We start from the raw sequence: 20,216 nt of genomic DNA, 5'->3' as shown, positions 1-20,216 counted from the left end.
TGGACTCAGCGTGCACGAAGATCGGCGGGCCGAGAAGACCGAAATGCCACGGGGCGGGAGGGGACGGTCAGGAACAGGTCAGGTCGGGGTTGGGAACCGGGCCACAGGGCCCCCTGTTGCCGCCGCCGTCCACGACCTGACCGGCGGGGGCCCAGATGAGGTGTCCGCCGTTGAGCCTGCCCGTGTTGCGGGCCAGGTTGATCCGGGTGTCGGAGATGGTGCGGACGTGGACGCCGCCCCTGACCGGGTTGCCGTCGCGGTCGTTGATCCCGCTCGGCTGCTTGCCGTTGCCGGTGAACAGGTTGTCGGAGATCCACTCTCCGACCGTACGTTTGAGGTCGTTGTCGACGAGGATCCCCACCGTGCGGTTGCCGGTGAACCGGTTGCCCTTGATGGTGAAACCGGTGACGTCCTTGGCCTCGAAACCGATGTCGTTGTTCCTGATGTCGTTGTCCTGGATCGTGTTGGTGACGTTCGGCGACTGCGGCATGGCCGTGTAGAAGGCGCTTTCCGCGTTCTTCAGGACGTTGCCGATGAACACGTTCTCGCGGGACATGTCGTAGAGGAGCACGGTGAAGTCGTCGAAGACGTTGTTCTCGTAGCGTCCCCTGCTGGACTGCTCAAGCCGCAGGGCGCCGGAGGTCAGTTTGCTCGCGCGCACGGTGCCCGTCGACTGACGCAGGTACAGCGACTCACGCACCTCGCAGCGGTCGATTGTCACCCAGGAGTCCTGGGCCCTGAGCCCGTTGACCACGCAGCCGCCGGAGGCCTGGCCGATGACGGCCGTGGTGTTGGTCAGCCGCGTCTCCGCCCGCAGCCGGACCCGGGAGATCGTCAGCGGGATCGGCGAGGTGAGCTGGGAACCGGCGGACACCACCGCCTGCGAGCCGGTGAGCGTGCCGTTGACGACCTTCGTGTCCCTGCGGTCGGGGACGCTGACGGCGGGCGCCCCGCTGACGGTGTGACCGGCGAGGTTGACGGTGACGTTGTCCGCCCCGATGGTCAGCCCGGTGCCCGTGCACACCAGGTCGGCGGTCAGGACGAGGTTCGCCGTCACCACGTCCCCGCACTGCGCGGCCACCGTGGCGGCCCTGGCGGTCGCGGCGGAGGCGGGCGAGGCCGCGCCGAGCCCGGCCGCCGTCAGGGCGACGGTCAGGGCACCGGACAGTACGGCGAAGCCCGCGCGGAACGTTCCGGATAATCGGGCCGCACCGAGGCCGTTCTTCCTGTTGGACATTTCTCCTCCATGGTCGTGGTGAACGATTCTCCCGGCGTCGGCGGTAAGGGCGGCGACGCCGGGTTCCACGGACCAAGGGTGCATGAAGATCAGCGAGCGGAAAAGACAGGAAAACGACCACTGTCTGTTCCGGAAATGCCGCTGTAGGGTTATGCGAACGAAAAACAGCGGGTGTTCTTCCGGTCGGCCTTTTCTTTTTCGGGTGTGCCTTTTCGTGCTCTCCGGGAGCCGTCTACCGGGGCGGGCCGTACGGCTCGATGCGGGGGTCGGAGTGGGGGCCGGTGCCCCCGCAGGAGGCCGGGGAGATCCGGTGGGCCGCCGCCTCGGTCACGCGCAGGCCGTACAGACCCCTGCGGGGGTCGATGAGCACCAGGTCGTAGCCCGTGTCGACCTCCTCGTCCCTGAGGCCGAGGCGGCGCGTGGCCTGTTCGAGCGTGGCCTGGGGCGGCAGCCGTACGGTGATGAGGACCATGGCTAGGCCACCCGCAGGTCTCTGCGCCGCAGCGAGGCGAGGATCCCCGCCACGTCCAGCACGCCGTAGCCGTAGTCGTAGTCGAACCCGACGCCACCCCGGTCGTCCGCGGTACGGCGCAGCAGCGCGCGCAGCTGGGAGGGCGAGAGCGCCGAGGCGGGCCAGCGGGTGCGGATGGCCGAGACCAGCCCGGCGGCGACCGGGCACGCCGCCGAGGTGCCCGAGTCGGGCTCGTCGTCGCCGAAGGCCCCGGAGCCGGAGAAGTGGGTGTAGGCGCAGATGTCGGGCTTGCGCTGGGTGAGACGGCCGGGTCCCTGGGAGGAGTAGCCGACCCGCTCGCCCTCGGTGTCGACCCCGGCGACCGACAGCACGCGCGGGTGCGAGTTGGCGCCGCCGATCGGGCGGTCGGGGTAGGCGCACCGGCTGTCCCTGCACTCGCGCCCGCAGTTGCCCGCGGCGAACAGCACGTCGGCCCCCGCCTGCTCAAGGCTGGCGACGACCAGGTTGAACGGGTGGGCCGCGTTGTCGGAGTAGTTGCCGGGGTGACCGACAGGGAAGTCCCAGCGGGGGGAGAAGGAGCCCCAGCTGTTGCTGACGACCAGCGACCTGGTCGCGGCGGGCAGGGCGTCCAGCACGGTGCGCAGGTGGGCGAAGGCGGCGACCGCGTCGGAGAGCAGGCCGTCCATGGCCGAGCCGCCGGGACGCCGGGAGAGCAGCACGGGGATGTCGATCAGCGACGCCTTGGGGGCGCTGATCAGCGCGTCGAAGGCGCACATCGTGCCGTGGTCGACGTCGAAGTCGCCCGCGCTCCCGGAGACGCCGGAGGGGTTCCAGCTGTTCCTGGCGTCGATGATCGGGGTGTGGCCGATGCGCTGGGCGACGTGGGCGGCGTTGATGCCGGTGTCCACGATGGCCAGCGGGACGCCGGAGCCGTCCAGTCCCTCCGATCTGAGGTCGGCGACGCGCAGCAGCCGCTCCACGTCGTGCCAGTCGCCGACGGGGGCGTCGCCGCCGCAGACGATGCTCGACTCGATCACCGGGTCGGCGTGCACCCCGATGACGTCGGAGCGGGTGTTGGGCAGCAGGGTGAGCCTGGTGGACAGCTCGTCGTCGGAGATCTCGCCGCGGACCAGGACCGAGGCGTGCTCGGCCGCCAGGGAGAAGGTCAGCGCCTGGTTCAGGGACAGGGGGTCGCCGCCGGTCGCGGGCACCGGGCGGGGCACCGCGACCGGGACGAAGGAGTTGTCGAGGACGACGCCGGGCAGGCCGTCGGACACGTCGGCCGTGGTCGTGGTCACACCCGGGTCGGCCACGGCCGCGACGACGTCGGGGGTTGGGCGGAGCTGGATCAGGACTCGCATGGCGCACCACCGGTATTCGAGGGGATCGAATCTCTCCCCACGTTCCTGTATTTCCGATGGCCCCGTCCAGCCGTGAAAAATGCCTCTGACCAGGCTTTATAGCCGCCAAACCCATCAAAACGCCGGGATTGATTTCCTTCTCCGGAAGGTCGCCGATCCCTGGCGTTCATGGACACGGCCGGACCCCGTGTCGGGGGCCCGGCCGCGTGGGTCGGAAGCCGTCAGAAGCCGCAGATCTCGCTGAGCGACTTGGCGGTCGCGCCGTTCTGGGTCGGCGTCTCGTGTGGCGTCTGCGGCGCCGTACGGTGCGGGGTGGGCTGCTCGGCGGAGGAGGTTCCCGAGGGCGTCGCCGTACCGCCACCGCTGGTCGTCGCGGACGGCGTGGCCCCGCTCACGCCTGGAGAGGCCGTCACACCGGCGGCCTGGGCGCGGCGGGCGGGCCGCTCCGACTGACGCAGCGCCCTGACGGTCGCGGTGCGGATCTTCCGCCAGTCGGGGGAGCCCGAGTAGAACTCCGGCGGTACGAACTGCAGGCTGGTGATCCTGGCGTTCTTGACCTTGAGGGCCAGCTCGGTCAGCGGGTCGAGCAGCTCACGCGGGATGTCGGTCTTGGCCATCTTCTTGGCGACGTTCGCGATCTTGACGAAGTTGGTGAGCACGACCGAGGGGGTCGCCTGCTGGGCGAAGGCGCCGATGACGCAGCGCTGGCGGCTCATCCGGGAGAAGTCGTCGCTGCCGACGCGGGAGCGGCCGTACCAGAGGGCCTCCTCGCCCGACAGCGTCCGGTAGCCCGCCCTGATCGTGCCCGCGGTGCCGTAGAGGCCGCCCCACGGGACGTCCTTGTCCACCCGGATCTTCAGCCCGCCGATGGCGTCGACAAGGTGGGCGAAGCCAAACATGTTGACCAGCGCGTAGTAGTCGATCTTCAGGTTGAGCGTGTAGCCGATGGCGTCCATGAGCGCCCTGGGGCCGCGCTGGCCGTCCTTGCCCTCGACGACCTCGGGGTGCTCCTCGCCGTACTGCCACACCTCGTTGAGCAGGCCGCCGTTGGGCAGCTCGCGCATGAAGCCGTTGGGGAACTGCCTGCCGAGCGTGCTCTCGGGGGAGAAACGGACGTGCTGCAGGTTGCGGGGCAGGCTGAACATGACCGTGTTGCCGGTCGGGATGTGCACGCTGGCCACGGTCATGCTGTCGGTCCTGATGCCCTCCCTGTTGCCCGCGCCGTCGCCGCCGACGAGCAGGAAGTTCACCCGGTCGCGTCCGTTCCACGGGTCGTCGTGCTTGACGGGGGCCACGGTCGGGTTGTCGCTGGAGCTCTGGAAGATGGCGTTTGCCGTGTTCTTCGCGGTCAGCACGGTGCTGGCCGCCAGCGCGAACGGCGACATCACCGCGACGCACAGCAGGCCGATCGCGACGCCGGAGACGATCTGCCCCTGGCCGCTGAGCCTCCTCGGGCGCAGCGAGACGTAGGAGGACAGCACGAGCAGGAACCAGACGAGCGCCCCGGCCCCGGCCAGGACCACCGCGCTCGTCAGCGTGCTGTCCCTGGTCAGGAAACCCACGTTGCCCGGCAGGACGACGAGCCCGACGACCGCCGCGGCGACCAGCAGCGCGGCGAAGACGCCAAGCAGCGCATATCCGGTACGGCGGTGCCCCGCGCGCAGGTGGGCCGCGCCGGGCAGGATCACCGAGAGCCCGGTCCAGCCGATGAGCGAGGCGGTCGTCAGCGGCTTGGCGAACCTGGGCCGCTTCCCAGAGGGCCGCTGGGGGCTCTCCCCGGTGCCCCCTGCCCCGCGCGGGGGCTCGCCTCCGGGCGGGCCACCGGGAGCCACCGGGGCGCCGGGAACGGCGGCTCCCGGGACGCCGGGCCCTGGAACGCCGGGCCCTGGAACGCCGGGCCCTGGAACGCCGGGCCCTGGAACGCCGGGACCGGCGGGCCCCGGGGTGCCCGGGACGGGAGGCCCTGAAGGTCCGGGAACGGCGGCCCCTGGGACGCCGGGACCAGCGGTTCCCCGGGTGTCGGGGACGGCGGAGGCGCCAGGGGCGGCCCCGCCCACCGGGTCCTGCTCAGGGGCGTGCCGTTTCCCGTCCTCGCCGGAGGGATCCCCCTGGCCCTGCCCATGGCGCATGATCACACCGCTTCCTACTGCGTCCTACCCCGGTCCACCTGGCAAAACAGCCGAGGTCCCCCGATTACACGGAATTGGCAGGATTCTAGCCCCATACATGGACATGGCAGACAGACAACCAAACGCGGGTTAATGAGTATTTAAGCTATGGCATAGCTATGACGTCGAGGAGGAGGGGGCCAGCCAGGTGTTGCACTGGAAGGCCTTGTTCTTCTCGTAGCCCTGCCGGAACCAGCGGTTGTTGTTCGCGGGACTCCCGTGGTCACGGGGGTATCCGGGCCAGTCCCCGACCCGCGAGTAGAAGTAGTAGAGCGTGTTGCGCCTGGCCGGGGTGACCGGGTAGGTGCCCGCGACCGAACGCATGAACATCCCACCGAAGCAGGTCGCCTGGAGCTCGAACTTGCGGCTCAGCGCGAGTCTGCCGCTGCTGCTCGACGAGCGCTGGGTCCGCTGCCACCAGGTGTTGGACAGGCCGGTCAGCTGCTGCACGTGGTGGCCGTACTCGTGGGCCATCATGCTGATGATCGCGCCGTGCCAGCCGACGATCTGGCCGTATCCGAGGCTGTTGCCCGACCCCTTGGCCATGGCGCCGGTCGAGGCGTAGATGGTGCCGTTGCGCGGGCAGTAGTACGGCACGATGCTGCCGACCTGGGGGAAGTCCCCGCACGCGCCGCGTCCCTTGGTCGCGACGATGGCGTAGCCGGGTGGGCGCCAGTCGATGCCCTGCTCACCGAGGATCCGCGACCAGCCCTTGTTCAGGCACCGGGAGGTCTTCATGATCAGCGACTTGAGCTGGCTGTGGCTGTAGATGCTCGGCGAGCCGACGGGGCAGCTCACCGTGGGCAGCCCTCCGGCCCGGTAGAGGGTGTTGCGCTCCAGGGTGGTGTTGAGGACGACCTGCCTCGGGGGGTTCACCGTCCCCGTCGAGGTGGGCGAGGGCGTGGGTGTGGGCGCCTCCGTCGGCGTGTCCGTCGGTCTGTCGTAGGGCCGGTAGGGCGAGTAGCTGGGCAGAGCGAGCTGCGGGGACGAGGTCGAGCGGTTGTTCTTGATGATCGCCCCGACCACCACGAGGCCCACGAAGAGCAGCGCGATGACCCCGAAGACGCTTCCCACGATCACGGCGGCGCCCCCCGAGCGCCGTCGTGGCGGCTGCCACGGCACGGGCGGGATCGGCGGCGGTGGTGGGATCGGCCCGCCGTACGGCCCCCGCCCCTGGGGCGCTCCCGGATACCCCGGCCCGGGTGGCGGGTAGCCCTGGTGCCCCTGCCCCGGAGGGGGCGGATAGCCCTGCGGCATGGGCGGGTGGCCCTGGCCGGGGGCGGGGTGACCGTATCCCTGATTCGGTCCCCGGCCGGGTGGCGGGTAGCCGTACCCCGGTGGCATCCCCTGCCCCGGGGGAGCCTGCGGCGCGGGCGGGTACGGCTGCGCGGGCATCCCCCTGGGCGGCTGTCCCGGATACGGCCCCCGCGGAGGTCCCTGAGGAGGGCTCTGCGGAGGACCCTGGGGCGGTCCTTGGGGAGGTCCCTGGGGTGGGGCGGCGGGCCAGGCGGGGGGTGGTTGCGCGTGACGTGGATACCCCTGAGGACCCTGGGGGCCCTGTGGCCACGGCGGTTGTGGAGGGTTGTGCCCGTTGCCTGTCACGCTGTCTCCCCGTTAACCCGAGTGTCCGATGACCCAGGAATGGCCGGACTTTTATCGAATTTGGGGCGTAAGCATACTGATTTATCATCCGTCACGGATGTCGCTATATCCGGTTACATTCTGAAATCGGCAAAGGTGATCTCTGCAATGTCCGGGACCGACCCCCGGCCCGTGTCCTAGCGTCGAAGCCATGAATCTGCAGCAGCTCCGCTACGTGGTCGCGACGGCGGAGCACCGCACCATGACAGATGCGGCCAGGTCGCTGTACATCGCGCAGCCCGCGCTTTCCCGCGCGATCAGGGACCTGGAGCGAGAGTTGGGAATGACGTTGTTCGCCCGTTCCGGGCGCGGCGTGGTCGTCACGGCGCAGGGGCGCCGGGTGGTCAAGCTGGCCCGGGAGGCGCTCGACGCCGTCAGGGAGATCGAGGCGTTGTCCGCGCACGGCCACCAGGCCGACGCGGAACTGCGCATCGCCTCGACCCCCAGCCTCGAACCGGGGCTGGCCGGACGACTCCTTCCCGCCTACGCCGCCGAGCATCCAGGGGTGCGTGTGCACATCGTCCGTTGCGACGGCCGGGACGGCGTGGTGAACGCCATCAGGGACCAACGGGCCGATCTCGGCCTGACGGACCTGCCCGTCCCGGCCGACCTGGTCAGCCATCCGCTGGAACGTCAGGAGATCGTGCTGATCTCCCCGCCCGGTCTCGACCTGCCCGATCCGGTCCCGATGAACAGGCTCAACGGCATGCGGCTCGTCATGCCGGTGCCCGGCAGCGCCCGGCGCAGGGAGTTCGACGCCCTGTTCACCAAGTACGGCATCGCCCCCGTGCCCGCCGTACAGCTCGACGAGCGTGGCAACTGGCTCAACACGGTCCGCTCTGGAGCGGCCTCCCTGCTGTGGTACCGGGGCATGGCCGAGCAGGCGGTCAGGGCGGGACTGGTGGTCCGCTCCCTCGATCCCTCTGTCCGCAGGGTGATCGCCCTCGTCCACGCGCGACGCCGCCTTCCTTCCGTCGCCCAGGACTTCGTCACGGTGGCCGAGGGTGGGTCCGCCGCGTAGCGTCCGCGTGACGCACGGTTCCCCCAACCCCCGGAGGCGGCGCAGGTGGGAGCGCCCGCCTCTCCGGCACCGGCCCGATAGGCTCGGTACCGATGACTATCTTGCGCCTGCGTGGCCGTGAGTTCCGGCCCGGCGAATTCGCGATCATGGCGGTGGTCAACCGCACCCCCGACTCCTTCTACGACAGGGGCAGGACCTACGGTTTCGAGGCCGCCCTCAAGGCCGTCGACAGGGCCGTCGAGGACGGCGCGGACATCGTGGACATCGGCGGCGTCAAGGCGGGTCCCGGCGACGAGGTGGACCCCGCGGAGGAGATCCGCAGGGTGGCGGGTCTGGTCGCGGCGGTCAGGGACCGTCATCCCGGTCTGATCATCAGCGTCGACACCTGGCGCGCCGAGGTCGGCGAGGTCGTCGCCGAGGCGGGCGCGGACCTGCTCAACGACACCTGGGGCGGGGTCGATCCCGGCCTGGCCGCCGTCGCGGCGAGACACGGCATCGGGCTGGTGTGCGCGCACGCGGGAGGCGTCGTCCCGCGCACCCGGCCGCACCGCATCGCCTACGACGACGTGGTCGCCGACGTCATAGGACACACCGTCGGCCTCGCCGAGCGCGCGGTCGCCGCGGGCGTCGCCAGAGAGTCGGTCCTCATCGACCCGGCGCACGACTTCGGCAAGAACACCCGGCACTCCCTGGAGATCAGCCGCAGGCTCGGCGAGATGGTCGGCACCGGCTGGCCGGTGCTCGTCGCGGTCTCCAACAAGGACTTCGTCGGCGAGACCCTCGGTGGGCTGCCGGTCGACGAGCGGCACGCCGGGACCATCGCCACCCTCGCGGTCTCCGCCTGGCAGGGCGCCAGGGTCTTCCGGGTCCACGACGCCGCCTCCGCCCGCGACGCCCTCGCCGTCGTCTCCGGACTGCGTGGCCCGAGCCACTGAGGCCGGGATGTGATCGGGCCACCCGTGGGGGGAACGGGTGGCCCGATCGCGAGGCGGGGGCGCACCTCGCCTTTCGAGAGGTCCTGCTCAGCGGGCGGTCTCGCCCGGCCGGGGGCGAAAGCCCAGGGGCACGAGTGAGCGTCCCCATCGTGAACCCGCGGCAGGTTTACCGCAATATCTTTACCGGGGTAAATCGATTTGTTATCTGGGTCGTCGCGCACCGTCCTTCTGAGGAAACCGAAGGTCACGACGCTTTCACGGCGCGGGCGGGCTGCCCGGCAGGCCGAGGGCGTGGTGCACCAGCTCGTGCATGTAGGCGCGGAACCTGCGTAGGATCTCCGGGTCGTCGGGGCTCCAGTGGTTGCCCTCCTCGTCGAGTACCCCGGCACGGGAGAAGGCGTGCGCCGACCACGTCACCGTCCAGACCGTGAACATCACGTCCGCCGAGCCCGGCGCCATGGACTGCAGGACCTCGCTGATGCGCCTGATCACCGGCTGGACGTACTGCCGTTCCGGCTCGGTGACGTCGCTGGCGTCGGACAGCCAGCGGTGCATCCACAGCGCGTCGAGGTCCGGGTTGCTGACGCAGAAGTCGATGTAGCTGTCGAGCAGGAGGTGCACGGCCCCCGCGGGCTCGCGGATGGGGTCGCCGGGAGGCGCGGCGGAGATCTTGGCGATCGTCCCCTCAAGGTGGGCGAGCTCGGCGAGGTGGGCGCGCTCCATGACCGCGAGATACAGTTCCCGCCTGCCGCCGAAGTTCTCGTTGAGCGTGGCGACGTCAACACCGGCGGCCTCGGTGATCTGACTGGTCGAGGTCCCGTCGTAGCCAAGGGCGGCGAAGAGCCGCGTCGCGACCCGCAGGATCAGCTCCCGCTCGCCGCCGTCAGCGGAAGTCATGGAAGCGACGCTAGGTCTCCGGCCCGCCCCGGCCAAGCACATGATGGACAAGCGTCGGTCAAGATAGCGGAAGCCGTACAACTGCCCGCAGACCGGGCGAGGCGTCCTCCAGGTGCACCGCGCCGCCGTGGGCGTTGACGGTCTCCCTGACGATCGCCAGGCCGAGCCCCGCGCCGCCCTCGTCGCGGCTGCGCGCGCTGTCCAGCCGGGTGAAACGGTCGAAGACCCGCTCCCTGTCCGGTTCGGGGATGCCGGGGCCGTCGTCGGTGACGGTCAGCACCGCGTCCGCGCCCTCGGCGCGCAGCTCGACCACCACCGGGGAGGAGGTGTGGCGCAGCGCGTTGTCCACGAGGTTGACGAGCACCCGTCCCAGGTCGAGCGCGTCACCCGTCACCACGGCCGTCTCACCCGGGGCGGGCAGCCGTACCACGACGGCGTCGCCGTAGCGCTCGACGGCCTGCTGGACGAGCTGGTCGAGCTCGACGGGCTCCCTGCGGGCGGGACCACCGCGTTCGTCGAGCCTGGCCAGGGCGAGCAGGTCCTCGGCCAGCCTGGACAGCCGCATGGCGTCCTCGAACACGCCCTCCGCCGTCTCCCGCCAGTCCTGCCCCTCGGGGTGGCCGAGCGCGACCTCCAACTGGAGCCGGATGCTCGCCAGCGGGCTGCGCAGTTCGTGCGCCGCGTCGGAGACCAGGGCCCGCTGCCGCGCGTCGGCCTGTTCGAGCCTGGCCAGCATGTCGTTGAGCGTGGTGGCGAGGCTGTGCACCTCGTCCCGCGCCTCGGGCACCGGCAGGCGCCGCGAGCGCGCGGTGTCGGTGATCTCGTCGGCGCCCCTGCGCAGCGCGGCGATGGGCCGCAGCGTCCTGCCGATGATCATCCAGCTGACCCCCGCGAGCAGCACGAGCAGCAGCGGCGTACCGACGACCAGCACGTGACCGGCCGTGCTGAGGCTGGTCTGCACCTCGCGGAAGGAGCGGGCCGAGATCACGCTCTGCCCCCGGTCCGCGCTGAGCACCCGCACCCGGAGCAGATGCGGGATCCCGTACGGCTCGCCGTTGACGAATCCCGCCCTGCCCCTGGCGAGCGCGGCGGCCCGCTCGGCCGTGTTCAGCAGCGGCACCAGCCGGTCGGTGCCCGTGGTCGCGTGGGTGATGCGCCCCTGGGCGTCGATCACCTGCAGCAGCGTGCCGTCCGGCGTGGTCAGCTCGTTCGGCAGCCGCCTCGCGTCGGCCAGCGAGACCGTGTCACGGGCCCGCTGGTAGATCGCGTCGTCGATGGTGGTGGTCAGCGCCTGGCCCAGCACGCCGACCATCACGTACGCCGAGACGACCAGCGCGAGCGCGAGCACGGCCGAGGCGGCCGCGGTCAGCCGGAAGCGCAGGCTCCTGCGCCGCCACCATCCGGCCGTACGGCGCCTGCCCTTGGTGAGCGGGTCAGCCGCCATCGCCCGCGAGCCGGTATCCGGCCCCCCGAACGGTCTGCAGCGCGTTCCTGGAGAACGGCGCGTCGATCTTGCGGCGCAGGTAGCCCACGTAGACCTCGACCACGTTGGGGTCGGTGTCGAAGGTGTCCCACACGTGTTCCAGGATCTCGGACTTGGAGACCACCTCGTCGTGGTGGCGCATGAGGTACTCCAGGAGGGCGAACTCCCTGGGCGTCAGCTCGACCGGCTGCTGCCCCCTGGAGACCCGGCGCCGCGCGGGGTCGAGGGTCAGGTCCCCGGCCTTCAGCACGGCGGGACGCCGGTTGGCGCCCCGGCGCAGCAGCGCCCTGAGCCTGGCGACCAGCACGACGTAGGAGAACGGCTTGGTCAGGTAGTCGTCGGCCCCCAGGTCGAGACCGTCGGCCATGTCGTACTCGCCGTCCTTGGCCGACAGCATCAGGATCGGCACCCAGTTCTCCTCGGCCCGCAGCTGCTTGCAGACGTTGTAGCCGGAGATCCTCGGCAGCATGATGTCCAGCACGACCACGTCGTAGTCGCCGTGCCTGGCCAGGTGCAGCCCCTCCTCGCCGTCGTGCGCCAGGTCGACCGCGAACCCCTCGGCCTGCAGCCCGCGCTGGAGCGCCGCGGCCATCCGCCGCTCGTCCTCAACGACGAGAACCCGCATCTCCCACCACCTTCACCTTCGCCCCCATCCGCCCCCATCTTCGACCAGCGGCCCTGAGAGACCGCTGAGAACCCTGTGAGCCCTCTCAGTCTGTCTCAGCGTCGGCACAGGAGCGGTCACGCAAGCTGCCAACAGTAACGATCGACGCATTACCGTGAAGGAGTGACATGTCTGAACGAACGGGGCGTAGCCGCGTGACGAGATGGGGTGTGCCGATCGCCGCGGTCGCGGTGGTCGCCGCCGCCGTCGGAGCGGGCCCGGTCATCGCCGCCGTCCAGGGCGAGCCCACGCTCCCCACGCGCACGGCGCAGCAGCTGCTCGCCGACGCCGCCAGGGCCGGTCAGTCAGGCGGGGTGAAGCCCATGTCGGGCACCGTCATCCAGACGGCCTCCCTGGGACTGCCCGGCCTGCCCGACATCTCGGGCGCGGGCGGCTCCTCACCCGCCGCGCTGCTCGCGGGCTCACACGAACTCAAGGTCTGGTACGGCGGCGCCGACCGCCTCAGGCTGGCTCTGCCCGGCCGGATGAGCGAGACCGACCTGATCGTCAACGGGGACCAGGTCTGGCTCTGGCAGAGCGAGACCAACGAGGCCACCCGGATCAAGGGCGTGGACCGGGGCACGGAGAGCAAGCACGCCAGTGCCCTCCCCTCGGCGACCACCCCGCAGCAGGCCGCGCAGGAGGTGCTGAGCCGGGCCGCCACGGACACCGTGGTGAGCGTGAGCAACACCGAGCGGGTCGCCGACCGCCCCGCCTACCAGCTCGTCCTGGCCCCCAAGGACAGCGCGTCCCTGGTCAAGGAGGTCAGGCTGGCCCTCGACGGGGAGACCTTCGTCCCGCTGCGGGTGCAGGTCTACGCCAAGAGCGCCGCCGAGCCCGCCTTCGAGGTCGGCTTCACCTCGATCACCTTCACCCCGCCCGCCGCGGAGAACTTCACCTTCACCCCGCCCGCGGGCGCGAAGGTCACCGAGCGGAACGCCGACGAGCCCGGCGAGCAGGACCAGGCGAGGCAGGAACGGCAGCGGAAGCTGGAGGGCGACCTCAAGGTCGTCGGGCAGGGCTGGACCTCGGTCGCCGTGCTTCCCTTCTCCGTCAAGGACCTCGGCGCGAACGCCGCCCAGAAGGCGGACGGTGAGGGCGAGGACGCCACCGCCGTCGCGACCGCCCTGCTGGGGTCGGCCAAGCAGGTCAGCGGGCCGTGGGGCAGCGGCAGGGTCATCCAGACCAAGCTGCTGTCAGCGCTGCTGACCGACGACGGCCGCCTGCTGGTCGGCGCGGTCACCCCGGAGAAGCTGCAGGAGGCGGCGGCGCGCGGATGAGCGTGACGCCGGGAGACCCACGACTCCCGGCGGCCGGTCCCGGGGAGGCGTCCACGTCCTCCCCGGGACCGGGGACAGGGGCGGCGACGCGCGCCGTGGGCTGTCACGCCCTCGGCTGAAGACGACACAGGTGACGATGGGAGAGCCATGCTGACCGTCCAGGAGGACATAACCTCCTCCGCGCCTCCGGGGGCCCGCGCGGAGGACTACTCGATCGTCACGCGCGGGCTGACCAAACGGTTCAGGGGCGGCCAGGTGGCCGTCGACCACCTGGACCTGGCCGTGCCGAAGGGCAGCGTCTTCGGGTTCCTCGGGCCGAACGGCTCGGGGAAGACAACGACGATCCGCATGCTCCTCGGCCTGGTCGCCCCGTCCGAGGGCGGCTGGGAACTGCTCGGCAGCCCCATGCCGGGCGGTCTGCGGACGGCGCTGCCGAGGGTCGGCGCGCTGGTCGAGGGGCCGTCCTTCTACCCCTACCTGTCCGGCGAGGCCAACCTGCGCCGCTACGACGCCGCCGACCCCACGGTCGATCGCCGTACAGCCTCGGCCAGGATCGGCGACGCCCTCGACAGGGTGGGGCTCACGGCCGCGGCCCGCAAGCGCTACCGCGCCTACTCCCTGGGCATGCGCCAGCGGCTGGCGATCGCCGCCGCGCTGCTGCGGCCCAGGGAACTGCTGATCCTCGACGAGCCGACCAACGGTCTCGACCCGCAGGGCACCCGGGAGGTGCGCGGCCTGGTCAAGGAGATCGCGGCGGAGGGCACGACCGTGTTCGTCTCCTCCCACCTGCTGGCCGAGATCGAGCAGATGTGCTCCCACGTGGCGGTGATGCGGGCCGGACGGCTGGCCGCCCAGGGCCCCCTCGCCGCCCTCAGGGCCGGGGAGGCGGTCAGGATCAGCGTCGAGACCCCGGACGTCACGCGGGCCGAGGCCGTCCTGAAGGGCCTGGGCCTTTCCGGGGTGCGGACCGGCCAGGACGCCGACAACGAGGTGAGCGCCGAACTGGGCGAGGAGCCCGCCGAGCGGATCTGTGCCGAACTGGTCACCGCCGGAATCGCGGTCCGCGGCCTGGCCGTACGGCGCCCAAGTCTTGAGGACGTGTTCGTCGGCCTGACCGGAGAGGGTTTCGATGTCGCCGGCTGAGAAGATCTCCCCCAACCACACCATCACTGCCACCCGACCCTCTGTCACAGATCAGGTTGATGCCGTCGAAAACGACACATCCAGCCTGGATACATCAACGACCGAGGTGAGAAGTTCCGGTTCGGGTGCCGTCAACGCCGTGGGTTTTACCAAGAGACATAATTTTCTTTTCTCCGAGGTCAGTCTGACCTTTCGTAGGCCGAGGAACCTCGCCATGTTGGGGGTGCTCGTCCTGGTCCCGGTGTTGCTCGGCGTCGCGCTCAGGACGTTCGGCGGGCCCGAGGCCAGCGACGGAGCCCCGGGTATCTTCACCCAGATCACCGGTAACGGGCTGTTCCTCACCTTCGCCGCCCTCTCGATCCTCGTGCAACTGCTGCTGCCGGTCTCGGTCGCGGTGGTGGCCGGGGACTCGATCGCGGGGGAGGCGGGTATCGGCACGCTGCGCTACCTGCTGTCGGTCCCGGTCGGCCGGACGAGGCTGCTGCTGGTCAAGTACGCCAACGCGGTGGTCTTCTGCCTGGTGGCCGTGACGGCGGTCGCGCTGTCGTCGTTGCTCACCGGGCTGCTGCTGTTCCCCGCGGGGCCGATCACACTGCTGTCGGGTGGGACGATCCCGATGGCGGAGGGGCTGCTGAGGATCGGGCTCGTCGTGCTGTACGTCACGGCGGGCATGGCGGCGCTGGCGGCGATCTCGCTGGCCCTCTCGACGCTGACGGAGGTCGCCATCGGGGCCATCGCCACGACCGTGGTGCTGGTCATCGTCGCCCAGGTGCTCGGGGCCGTCCCGCAGCTTGCCGGGCTGAGGCCGTACCTGCTGTCGAGCTGGTGGAACGACTTCGACGGGGTGCTGCGTGATCCGGTGGCCACCGAGGTGATGGGGCAGGGGCTGCTGGTGTTCGCCGCCTATACCGTGATCTTCGGTTCGATCGCCTGGGCCAGGTTCAACGGCAAGGACATCAGCGGCTGATCCCGCCGTGTCAAAACAAGGTCAAAACAAGACGGCGGGGGCCCGCGGCCCCCGCCGTCTTCGTTGTTGCGCCTGTCAGGAGGCGCGTCCGCGGCGCAGGCCGAGCACGCCGACCACGACGCCGACGATTCCGGCCAGCAGGCCCGCCCCGCCCAGCAGGCGGGCGGTGCCGTCGGAGGAGGACGCCTGCGCGGCGGGCTTGGCGGCCTCGGACTCGTGGGCGGTCACGGTGGCCGGGGCGGACGGGCTGGCCGCCGCGGCGCCGTGCTCGTCGCCACCGGTCGAGGGGGTGAGCTTCAGGGTCGGGACCGGGTGGTCGGCCTCGGAGCCGTCGGCCTTGGGCTCGTCGGCCCACTTGACGACCTCACCGCCCGTGTAGCTCTGGGTGGTGGGGAAGGCCAGCTCGTCGGTGTCCTTGGGGAGCATCCCCATGGAGACCTCGAACTCCTGGAACTGGCCGGGGCCGATCTTCCCGCCCGACCAGGTGACCTTCGTGACGGCCTCGGTGATCTCGCCGTACTCGGTCGTGACCGGCTTGGGCAGCTTGCCGGTGACCACCTTGACGTCCCAGCCGGGCACCGGCTTGACCGAGACGAACGGCAGCGGGTGGTCGGTGGGGAAGGCGACCTCGACCTTCTCGGTGGAGGCGTTGTCGCGCTCGTTCGGCACCCGGAAGGCGACCTTGGTGAATCCGCCCTGCTCGGCGGTTCCCGGGTTGATGCTCACGTGCGCGAGGGCGGGCAGGGCCAGGCCGACGGTGAGTGCGAGGGCACCGGCGGTCACGGCGGCGGCACGACGGCACACTGAGGAAAGGGACATGCTTGGGGACTCCACTTCGATACTTCGCGTTCTGGTCTCGCGCTGAACAGGTGACAGGTGACAGGTGACAGGTGACTCAGACGGCGGGAAGTGGAGGACCGCGTCTGCTGACGGTGTGACGGAGCAACCGCCCGACGGCGGGGGCGGGCGCGACGGCGGGCGGCGCCGTACGCGGGGGAGTGGGGATCGACGGCAGCGGGAGCAGGCGCAGGGCCGCGCCGAGCCGTTGTCCCGTGGCGCGCAGCAGCGCCCACAGGGCGGCCTCGCCGCGTGACAGCCACCAGCCGGTGATCAGCGTCGCGGTGAGGTGCGCGATGATCATGCCGAGGTTCTCGCCCAGCCTGCCGCCGTGGGCGTGGATGGCGAGGGAGATCCCCGAGGGGTCGTCGAAGGCGAACAGCTCGTGCAGGAACAGCTGCAGGCCGGACAGGGTCACACCGATCGTCGTCGCCGACCGTTCACGACCCGCCAGCGCCGCCACCACCGCCATCACCGTGGCGCCACCGGCCGCGACCGCCCACGGCTCCGGCCCCGAGCCGCCCGCGGCCAGGTGGCCGAGCGCGGCGAGCGTCACGCAGACGGCCGAGAAGGCGGCCGTGCGCGTGAGGCGTAACGGGAGACGGGCACGCATGACGCCCATATGCTCTCACGCTCCGGCCCCCCTCGCCTTTCCGGGCTCACGGCCGGGCGCGGACGCGAAAGCGGGGGCGCGCAGGGCCGCAGGGAGATCTTTCCCGACGATGCCCGGAATGTGGCGCCGTGGGCATCGGACATGCCGGAACTCCTCTTTACACACCCGTTACGTAACTGTACGTTGTTGACTGATCACCCTACGCATTCACGAGATAGAGGTGAGACATGCCCGACAACGGTACAGAGCGCCATCCCGACCCCAGGGTGGCGTTCGCCGGCGCGACGGGAGCGGGTGTCGGTGAGACCGACGCCCATCCGGGAGTCGCCGAGACGGTCACCGTCGCCGCGGACGCCGGTGGCCACCTGCCCCCGCGGGCCGACGAGCGGCCGGACGCCAGGCCGCTGGCCCAGCGCTTCGCGGAACCGGAGGGATAGGTCATGCAACTGCACTTCCGTAACCGTTACACCGCCAAGACGTGGGTCGCGATCATGTTCTACAACCCGGACGGCTGCCGCGACCACGGCCAGTGGGGCACCCGGGGCTGGTGGGCCATCGACCCCGGCGGTGAGGCCTACGTCCTCAGCACGAACAACCGTTACGCCGCGTTCTACGCAGAGGCCGCCGACGGCCGGATCTGGACCGGCACCTACGGCCCGTTCTACGTCTACCAGAACGCCTTCGAGTCCTGTCTGAACATCGGCAGCACCGCCGCACGGCGGGTCGGTGCCCGGCTGGTCGACCTGAACGGCTACTCCACCTACTACGTCAACCTCGTCGCCTGACTCAGCTCACCCCTCCGGTCCGGCGCGTCCGCTCCCATCCCCCCTGACCGCTGGAGCGCGCGTGCCGGGCGTCGCCCGTGACGGCGGGCGTCCCCGGATCGGCACCGGTGTCTGCGACCCGGTGTCCCGCCCTCCGGGGGCGTCCCGCCCGCGGGCCGGTGACCGGCCCGGTCCTGGACCGGGCCGGTCACCACACCTTCCGAAGACGTGGTGGTCAGGCGCCCGTCGTGGCCTGGCCGGTGTAGAGCCGGGCGACCACGTCCTCGATGGACTTCTCCTCGGGCACGGTTGCGCGCAGGTCGTCGAGGGTGCCGTCGAAGGCCAGGTGGCCGTGGTCGATGAGCATCACCCGGCGGCAGAGCCGTTCGATGTCGCCCAGGTCGTGGGTGGTGAGCAGGACCGTGGTTCCGTGCTCGGCGTTGCGGCGGCTCAGGAACTCGCGCATGGCGGCCTTGCTGACCACGTCCAGCCCGATGGTCGGCTCGTCCAGCACGAGCACGGCGGGGTCGTGCAACAGGGCCGCGGTGACGTCGCCGCGCATGCGCTGGCCCAGGCTGAGCTGGCGGACCGGGGTGGCCATGAAGTCGCCGAGGCCGAGCAGGCTCGACAGCTCCTCCAGCCGCTCCCGGAAGACAACGCGATCTACTTTGTAAAGGTGCCGGATCAGCTCAAAACTGTCCCGCAGCGGCAGGTCCCACCACAGGGTCGTCCGCTGCCCGAAGACCACGCCGATCCTGCGCGCGAGAGCCGTACGGCGTCGCGACGGGTCGAGCCCGGCCACCTCGATGCGGCCCGTGGTCGGCGCGAGGATGCCGGTGAGCATCTTGATGGTCGTCGACTTTCCCGCGCCGTTCGGCCCGAGGTAGCCGACGAACTCCCCGGCCCCGACCGTGAACGACAGATCTCGTACGGCGTGCACCGTTCTGCGGTCGCGGCGACGGCCGACGGTGAAGGACCGGCCGACCTCCTGAACCTCGATCATGTTGTCAGCTCCCTGTCGAGCGGTAGCGGCGGACGCCCGCCCGCCAGGCGAGTGCGGCGACGGCGGCCAGCGTCAGCGCGGCGAGCGGGGAGACGAAGCGCAGCCAGTACGGCAGGCCGAGCGGGTCGGGCCGGTCCAGCACGAACAGCGCCGGTTGCCAGTTCACGAAGGCCAGCGGCACGACGAACGTGACCCCCCTGACGAGGTCGCGGCCGTAGACGCTCAGCGGGTACTGGGTGAGCGTGCTGCCTCCGTAGGTGAAGGCGTTGGCCACCTCGGGCGCGTCGGTCAGCAGGAACTGCGCCGCGCCCGCGAGGGCGAAGAGGGAGGAGAAGATGACGATCCCGCACAGGATCATCGGCGGCACCGCCCAGGCCCTGCTCCAGGGCAGGTCGAGCCGGGGCAGGGCGATGGCGAGCACGATCACGGCCTGGGTGATCCTGCCGAAGCGGTGCACGCTGAAGCGGTCCACGGCCATCTGGACGAACGCGCTGGCCGGGCGGATGAGCATGGCGTCGAAGCTGCCCGTCCTGATGTGCTGGCTGAGCCGGTCCAGGTTGCCGAAGAGCATGTCGCTCACCGCGAACGACAGGCTCGACGTGCCGTACAGGAACATCACCTCGGCCAGGCCGAACCCGGCGAGTGAGGGGGTGTGCTCGAAGATCACCCAGATGGCCACGACGTCGAGCATGTTGATGGCGAACGCGCCGACCGCCATCGTGATCAGCGGCCCGGGGTACTGGGCGGAGGCCCGCAGCCAGGTCCAGGCGAGCAGGAGATAGGTCCTGACCGTGTCAGCCACCCTGGATCACGACCTTGCGGCGGGCGGCGGAGGTCGCCAGGGCGCCCAGCGCCAGCAGCGCGACAGCCCAGGCTGCCTGGAAGCCCAGGGCGTCGAGGATGTCGCGTTTGCCGAGATAGAGGTCGGCGGGGACCTGGACCATCGCCGACCAGGGGAGCGCGCGGGCGAGGTCGCCGAGCCAGCCGGGGAACAGGTTCAGCGGCAGCACCATGCCGCTGAAGAAGAGCGTCAGGATCAGCGAGAGCGACTGCATGCCCCTGTCGTCCATGAACCAGCAGGCCGAGAGCGCGACCAGGTAGCGCCAGCCGAAGCTGACGACGACCCCGAGCGCGAGGCCCGCGGTGAAGGAGAGCCAGGCGGCGGGCCCCGAGGGCAGGACCAGCCCGAACAGTGCCGCGCCGACCGCCGTCGGGGGCAGGCTGCGCAGCAGGAACAGGTAGGCGGCCCTGCCCACGTCGTCGGCCAGGCTCCACAACTGGAGCGAGGCGGGACGGACGAGATCGACGGCCACGTCCCCGCTGCGCACGCGTCCCGACAGCTCCAGCCCGCCGCCGAAGAGCTGCATGGGCCCGATGAAGGCCTGGCTGAGGAAGCAGAAGGTCACGGCGTCGGCGAGGTCGTATCCCGCCAGCCCCGGCCGGGCGTTCCACAGGGCGATCAGCACGTAGGCGCGCAGGATGCCGAAGACGGCGTTGGTGAAGGCCCCGGCGAAGGCCGCGGACCGGTAGGCGGAGTGGCGGCGGAAGCCGTACCAGGCGATGCGGAGGTAGAGAAGGATGAGACCTCCCCGAAAGCGGCGTCGGAACGACCCCCTATCGTCGCCACGGGTCGTGATCATGGCAACGGGTTTTCCCGCACCTCCGGCGACATGGCGTCACAGGTTGATTACCGCGAGGGATGATTCCCCTTACCTTTCGGCGCCCTTCGT

Annotated in this window: 20 protein-coding genes; 7 read left to right on the top strand and 13 right to left on the bottom strand. The window is 70.7% G+C overall.

Translation table 11 applies throughout. From position 1 onward, the window contains the following. Positions 1-67: 67 nt before the first annotated feature. The 5 genes from FHS44_RS12580 to FHS44_RS12560 all read right to left on the bottom strand — a co-directional run bounded on the left by FHS44_RS12580 (position 68) and on the right by FHS44_RS12560 (position 6,633). Positions 68-1,237, bottom strand: a complete 1,170-nt coding sequence (locus FHS44_RS12580) for a NosD domain-containing protein (RefSeq protein ID WP_184714142.1) — start codon at positions 1,235-1,237, stop codon at positions 68-70. 232 nt (positions 1,238-1,469) lie between these two features. Further along, a complete protein-coding gene (locus FHS44_RS12575) occupies positions 1,470-1,709 on the bottom strand; it encodes a hypothetical protein (RefSeq protein ID WP_184714141.1) in 240 nt (79 codons plus the stop codon). A gap of 2 nt (positions 1,710-1,711) precedes the next feature. After that, on the bottom strand, positions 1,712-3,070 hold the full coding sequence (locus FHS44_RS12570; RefSeq protein ID WP_184714140.1) for a S8 family peptidase: 1,359 nt from the start codon (positions 3,068-3,070) through the stop codon (positions 1,712-1,714). Between the two features lie 221 nt (positions 3,071-3,291). Then, entirely contained in the window at positions 3,292-4,902 is a 1,611-nt protein-coding gene (locus tag FHS44_RS42310; protein ID WP_312863628.1) for an LCP family protein, read from the bottom strand. A gap of 453 nt (positions 4,903-5,355) precedes the next feature. Next, a complete protein-coding gene (locus FHS44_RS12560) occupies positions 5,356-6,633 on the bottom strand; it encodes a neutral zinc metallopeptidase (RefSeq protein WP_246435408.1) in 1,278 nt (425 codons plus the stop codon). 397 nt (positions 6,634-7,030) lie between these two features. Between FHS44_RS12560 and FHS44_RS12555 the strand changes: the two genes are divergently transcribed. Then, on the top strand, positions 7,031-7,900 hold the full coding sequence (locus FHS44_RS12555) for a LysR family transcriptional regulator (RefSeq protein ID WP_184714139.1): 870 nt from the start codon (positions 7,031-7,033) through the stop codon (positions 7,898-7,900). Between the two features lie 92 nt (positions 7,901-7,992). Then, positions 7,993-8,835: a dihydropteroate synthase gene (gene folP, locus FHS44_RS12550; RefSeq protein WP_221460669.1), complete on the top strand. Its 843-nt coding sequence runs from the start codon at positions 7,993-7,995 to the stop codon at positions 8,833-8,835. A gap of 255 nt (positions 8,836-9,090) precedes the next feature. Here the strand turns inward: folP and FHS44_RS12545 are convergent, their stop codons facing one another. The 3 genes from FHS44_RS12545 to FHS44_RS12535 are packed head-to-tail and all read right to left on the bottom strand — an operon-like array spanning position 9,091 to position 11,840. Continuing rightward, positions 9,091-9,732 carry a TetR/AcrR family transcriptional regulator gene (locus tag FHS44_RS12545; RefSeq protein WP_184714138.1) on the bottom strand — a complete coding sequence of 214 codons (642 nt, stop codon included), beginning with the start codon at positions 9,730-9,732 and terminating at the stop codon, positions 9,091-9,093. Positions 9,733-9,790: 58 nt separating this feature from the next. Beyond that, entirely contained in the window at positions 9,791-11,176 is a 1,386-nt protein-coding gene (locus FHS44_RS12540; protein WP_184714137.1) for a sensor histidine kinase, read from the bottom strand. After that, the gene (locus tag FHS44_RS12535; protein WP_184714136.1) at positions 11,166-11,840 is read right to left on the bottom strand and encodes a response regulator transcription factor; all 675 of its coding nucleotides are present in this window, start codon (positions 11,838-11,840) and stop codon (positions 11,166-11,168) included. The genes FHS44_RS12540 and FHS44_RS12535 overlap by 11 nt, the downstream gene beginning before the upstream one ends. Before the next feature lie 167 nt (positions 11,841-12,007). On the opposite strand from FHS44_RS12535, the gene FHS44_RS12530 reads away from it, so the two are divergent. From FHS44_RS12530 to FHS44_RS12520, 3 genes are all read left to right on the top strand, one after another. Then, the gene (locus FHS44_RS12530) at positions 12,008-13,159 is read left to right on the top strand and encodes a LolA family protein (protein ID WP_184714135.1); all 1,152 of its coding nucleotides are present in this window, start codon (positions 12,008-12,010) and stop codon (positions 13,157-13,159) included. Between the two features lie 147 nt (positions 13,160-13,306). Next, the gene (locus tag FHS44_RS12525) at positions 13,307-14,302 is read left to right on the top strand and encodes an ABC transporter ATP-binding protein (RefSeq protein ID WP_184714134.1); all 996 of its coding nucleotides are present in this window, start codon (positions 13,307-13,309) and stop codon (positions 14,300-14,302) included. A gap of 214 nt (positions 14,303-14,516) precedes the next feature. After that, entirely contained in the window at positions 14,517-15,269 is a 753-nt protein-coding gene (locus FHS44_RS12520; RefSeq protein ID WP_246435407.1) for a DUF2705 family protein, read from the top strand. A gap of 75 nt (positions 15,270-15,344) precedes the next feature. Here FHS44_RS12520 and FHS44_RS12515 read toward each other — a convergent pair whose 3' ends face one another. Both FHS44_RS12515 and FHS44_RS12510 read right to left on the bottom strand, forming a co-directional pair. Beyond that, positions 15,345-16,088 (bottom strand): YcnI family copper-binding membrane protein, encoded by a 744-nt coding sequence (locus FHS44_RS12515; protein WP_184714132.1) that lies wholly within the window; start codon positions 16,086-16,088, stop codon positions 15,345-15,347. Positions 16,089-16,164: 76 nt separating this feature from the next. Beyond that, complete coding sequence (locus FHS44_RS12510; protein WP_246435406.1) at positions 16,165-16,719, bottom strand: MFS transporter; 555 nt, start codon at positions 16,717-16,719, stop codon at positions 16,165-16,167. Between the two features lie 227 nt (positions 16,720-16,946). Here FHS44_RS12510 and FHS44_RS12505 point away from each other — a divergent pair, with 227 nt between their 5' ends. Together FHS44_RS12505 and FHS44_RS12500 are read left to right on the top strand one after the other, a co-directional pair. Beyond that, a complete protein-coding gene (locus FHS44_RS12505) occupies positions 16,947-17,156 on the top strand; it encodes a hypothetical protein (RefSeq protein ID WP_184714130.1) in 210 nt (69 codons plus the stop codon). Positions 17,157-17,159: 3 nt separating this feature from the next. Next, positions 17,160-17,504 (top strand): DUF1036 domain-containing protein, encoded by a 345-nt coding sequence (locus tag FHS44_RS12500; protein WP_184714129.1) that lies wholly within the window; start codon positions 17,160-17,162, stop codon positions 17,502-17,504. A gap of 214 nt (positions 17,505-17,718) precedes the next feature. On the opposite strand, the gene FHS44_RS12495 is transcribed toward FHS44_RS12500, so the two are convergent. The 3 genes from FHS44_RS12495 to FHS44_RS12485 are packed head-to-tail and all read right to left on the bottom strand — an operon-like array spanning position 17,719 to position 20,126. After that, the gene (locus tag FHS44_RS12495) at positions 17,719-18,486 is read right to left on the bottom strand and encodes an ABC transporter ATP-binding protein (RefSeq protein WP_184714128.1); all 768 of its coding nucleotides are present in this window, start codon (positions 18,484-18,486) and stop codon (positions 17,719-17,721) included. Between the two features lie 4 nt (positions 18,487-18,490). Further along, entirely contained in the window at positions 18,491-19,288 is a 798-nt protein-coding gene (locus FHS44_RS12490; RefSeq protein ID WP_184714127.1) for an ABC transporter permease, read from the bottom strand. Next, complete coding sequence (locus FHS44_RS12485) at positions 19,281-20,126, bottom strand: ABC transporter permease (protein ID WP_221460668.1); 846 nt, start codon at positions 20,124-20,126, stop codon at positions 19,281-19,283. Before FHS44_RS12485 ends, FHS44_RS12490 begins: the two co-directional genes overlap by 8 nt. Positions 20,127-20,216 lie beyond the last annotated feature (90 nt).

The organism is Streptosporangium saharense (genome assembly GCF_014203715.1).
GTDB classification, from domain to species: Bacteria; Actinomycetota; Actinomycetes; order Streptosporangiales; family Streptosporangiaceae; genus Streptosporangium; species Streptosporangium saharense.
The sequence above is the reverse complement of the archived record's forward strand: the minus strand, read 5'-3'. Positions and strand labels throughout refer to the sequence as shown.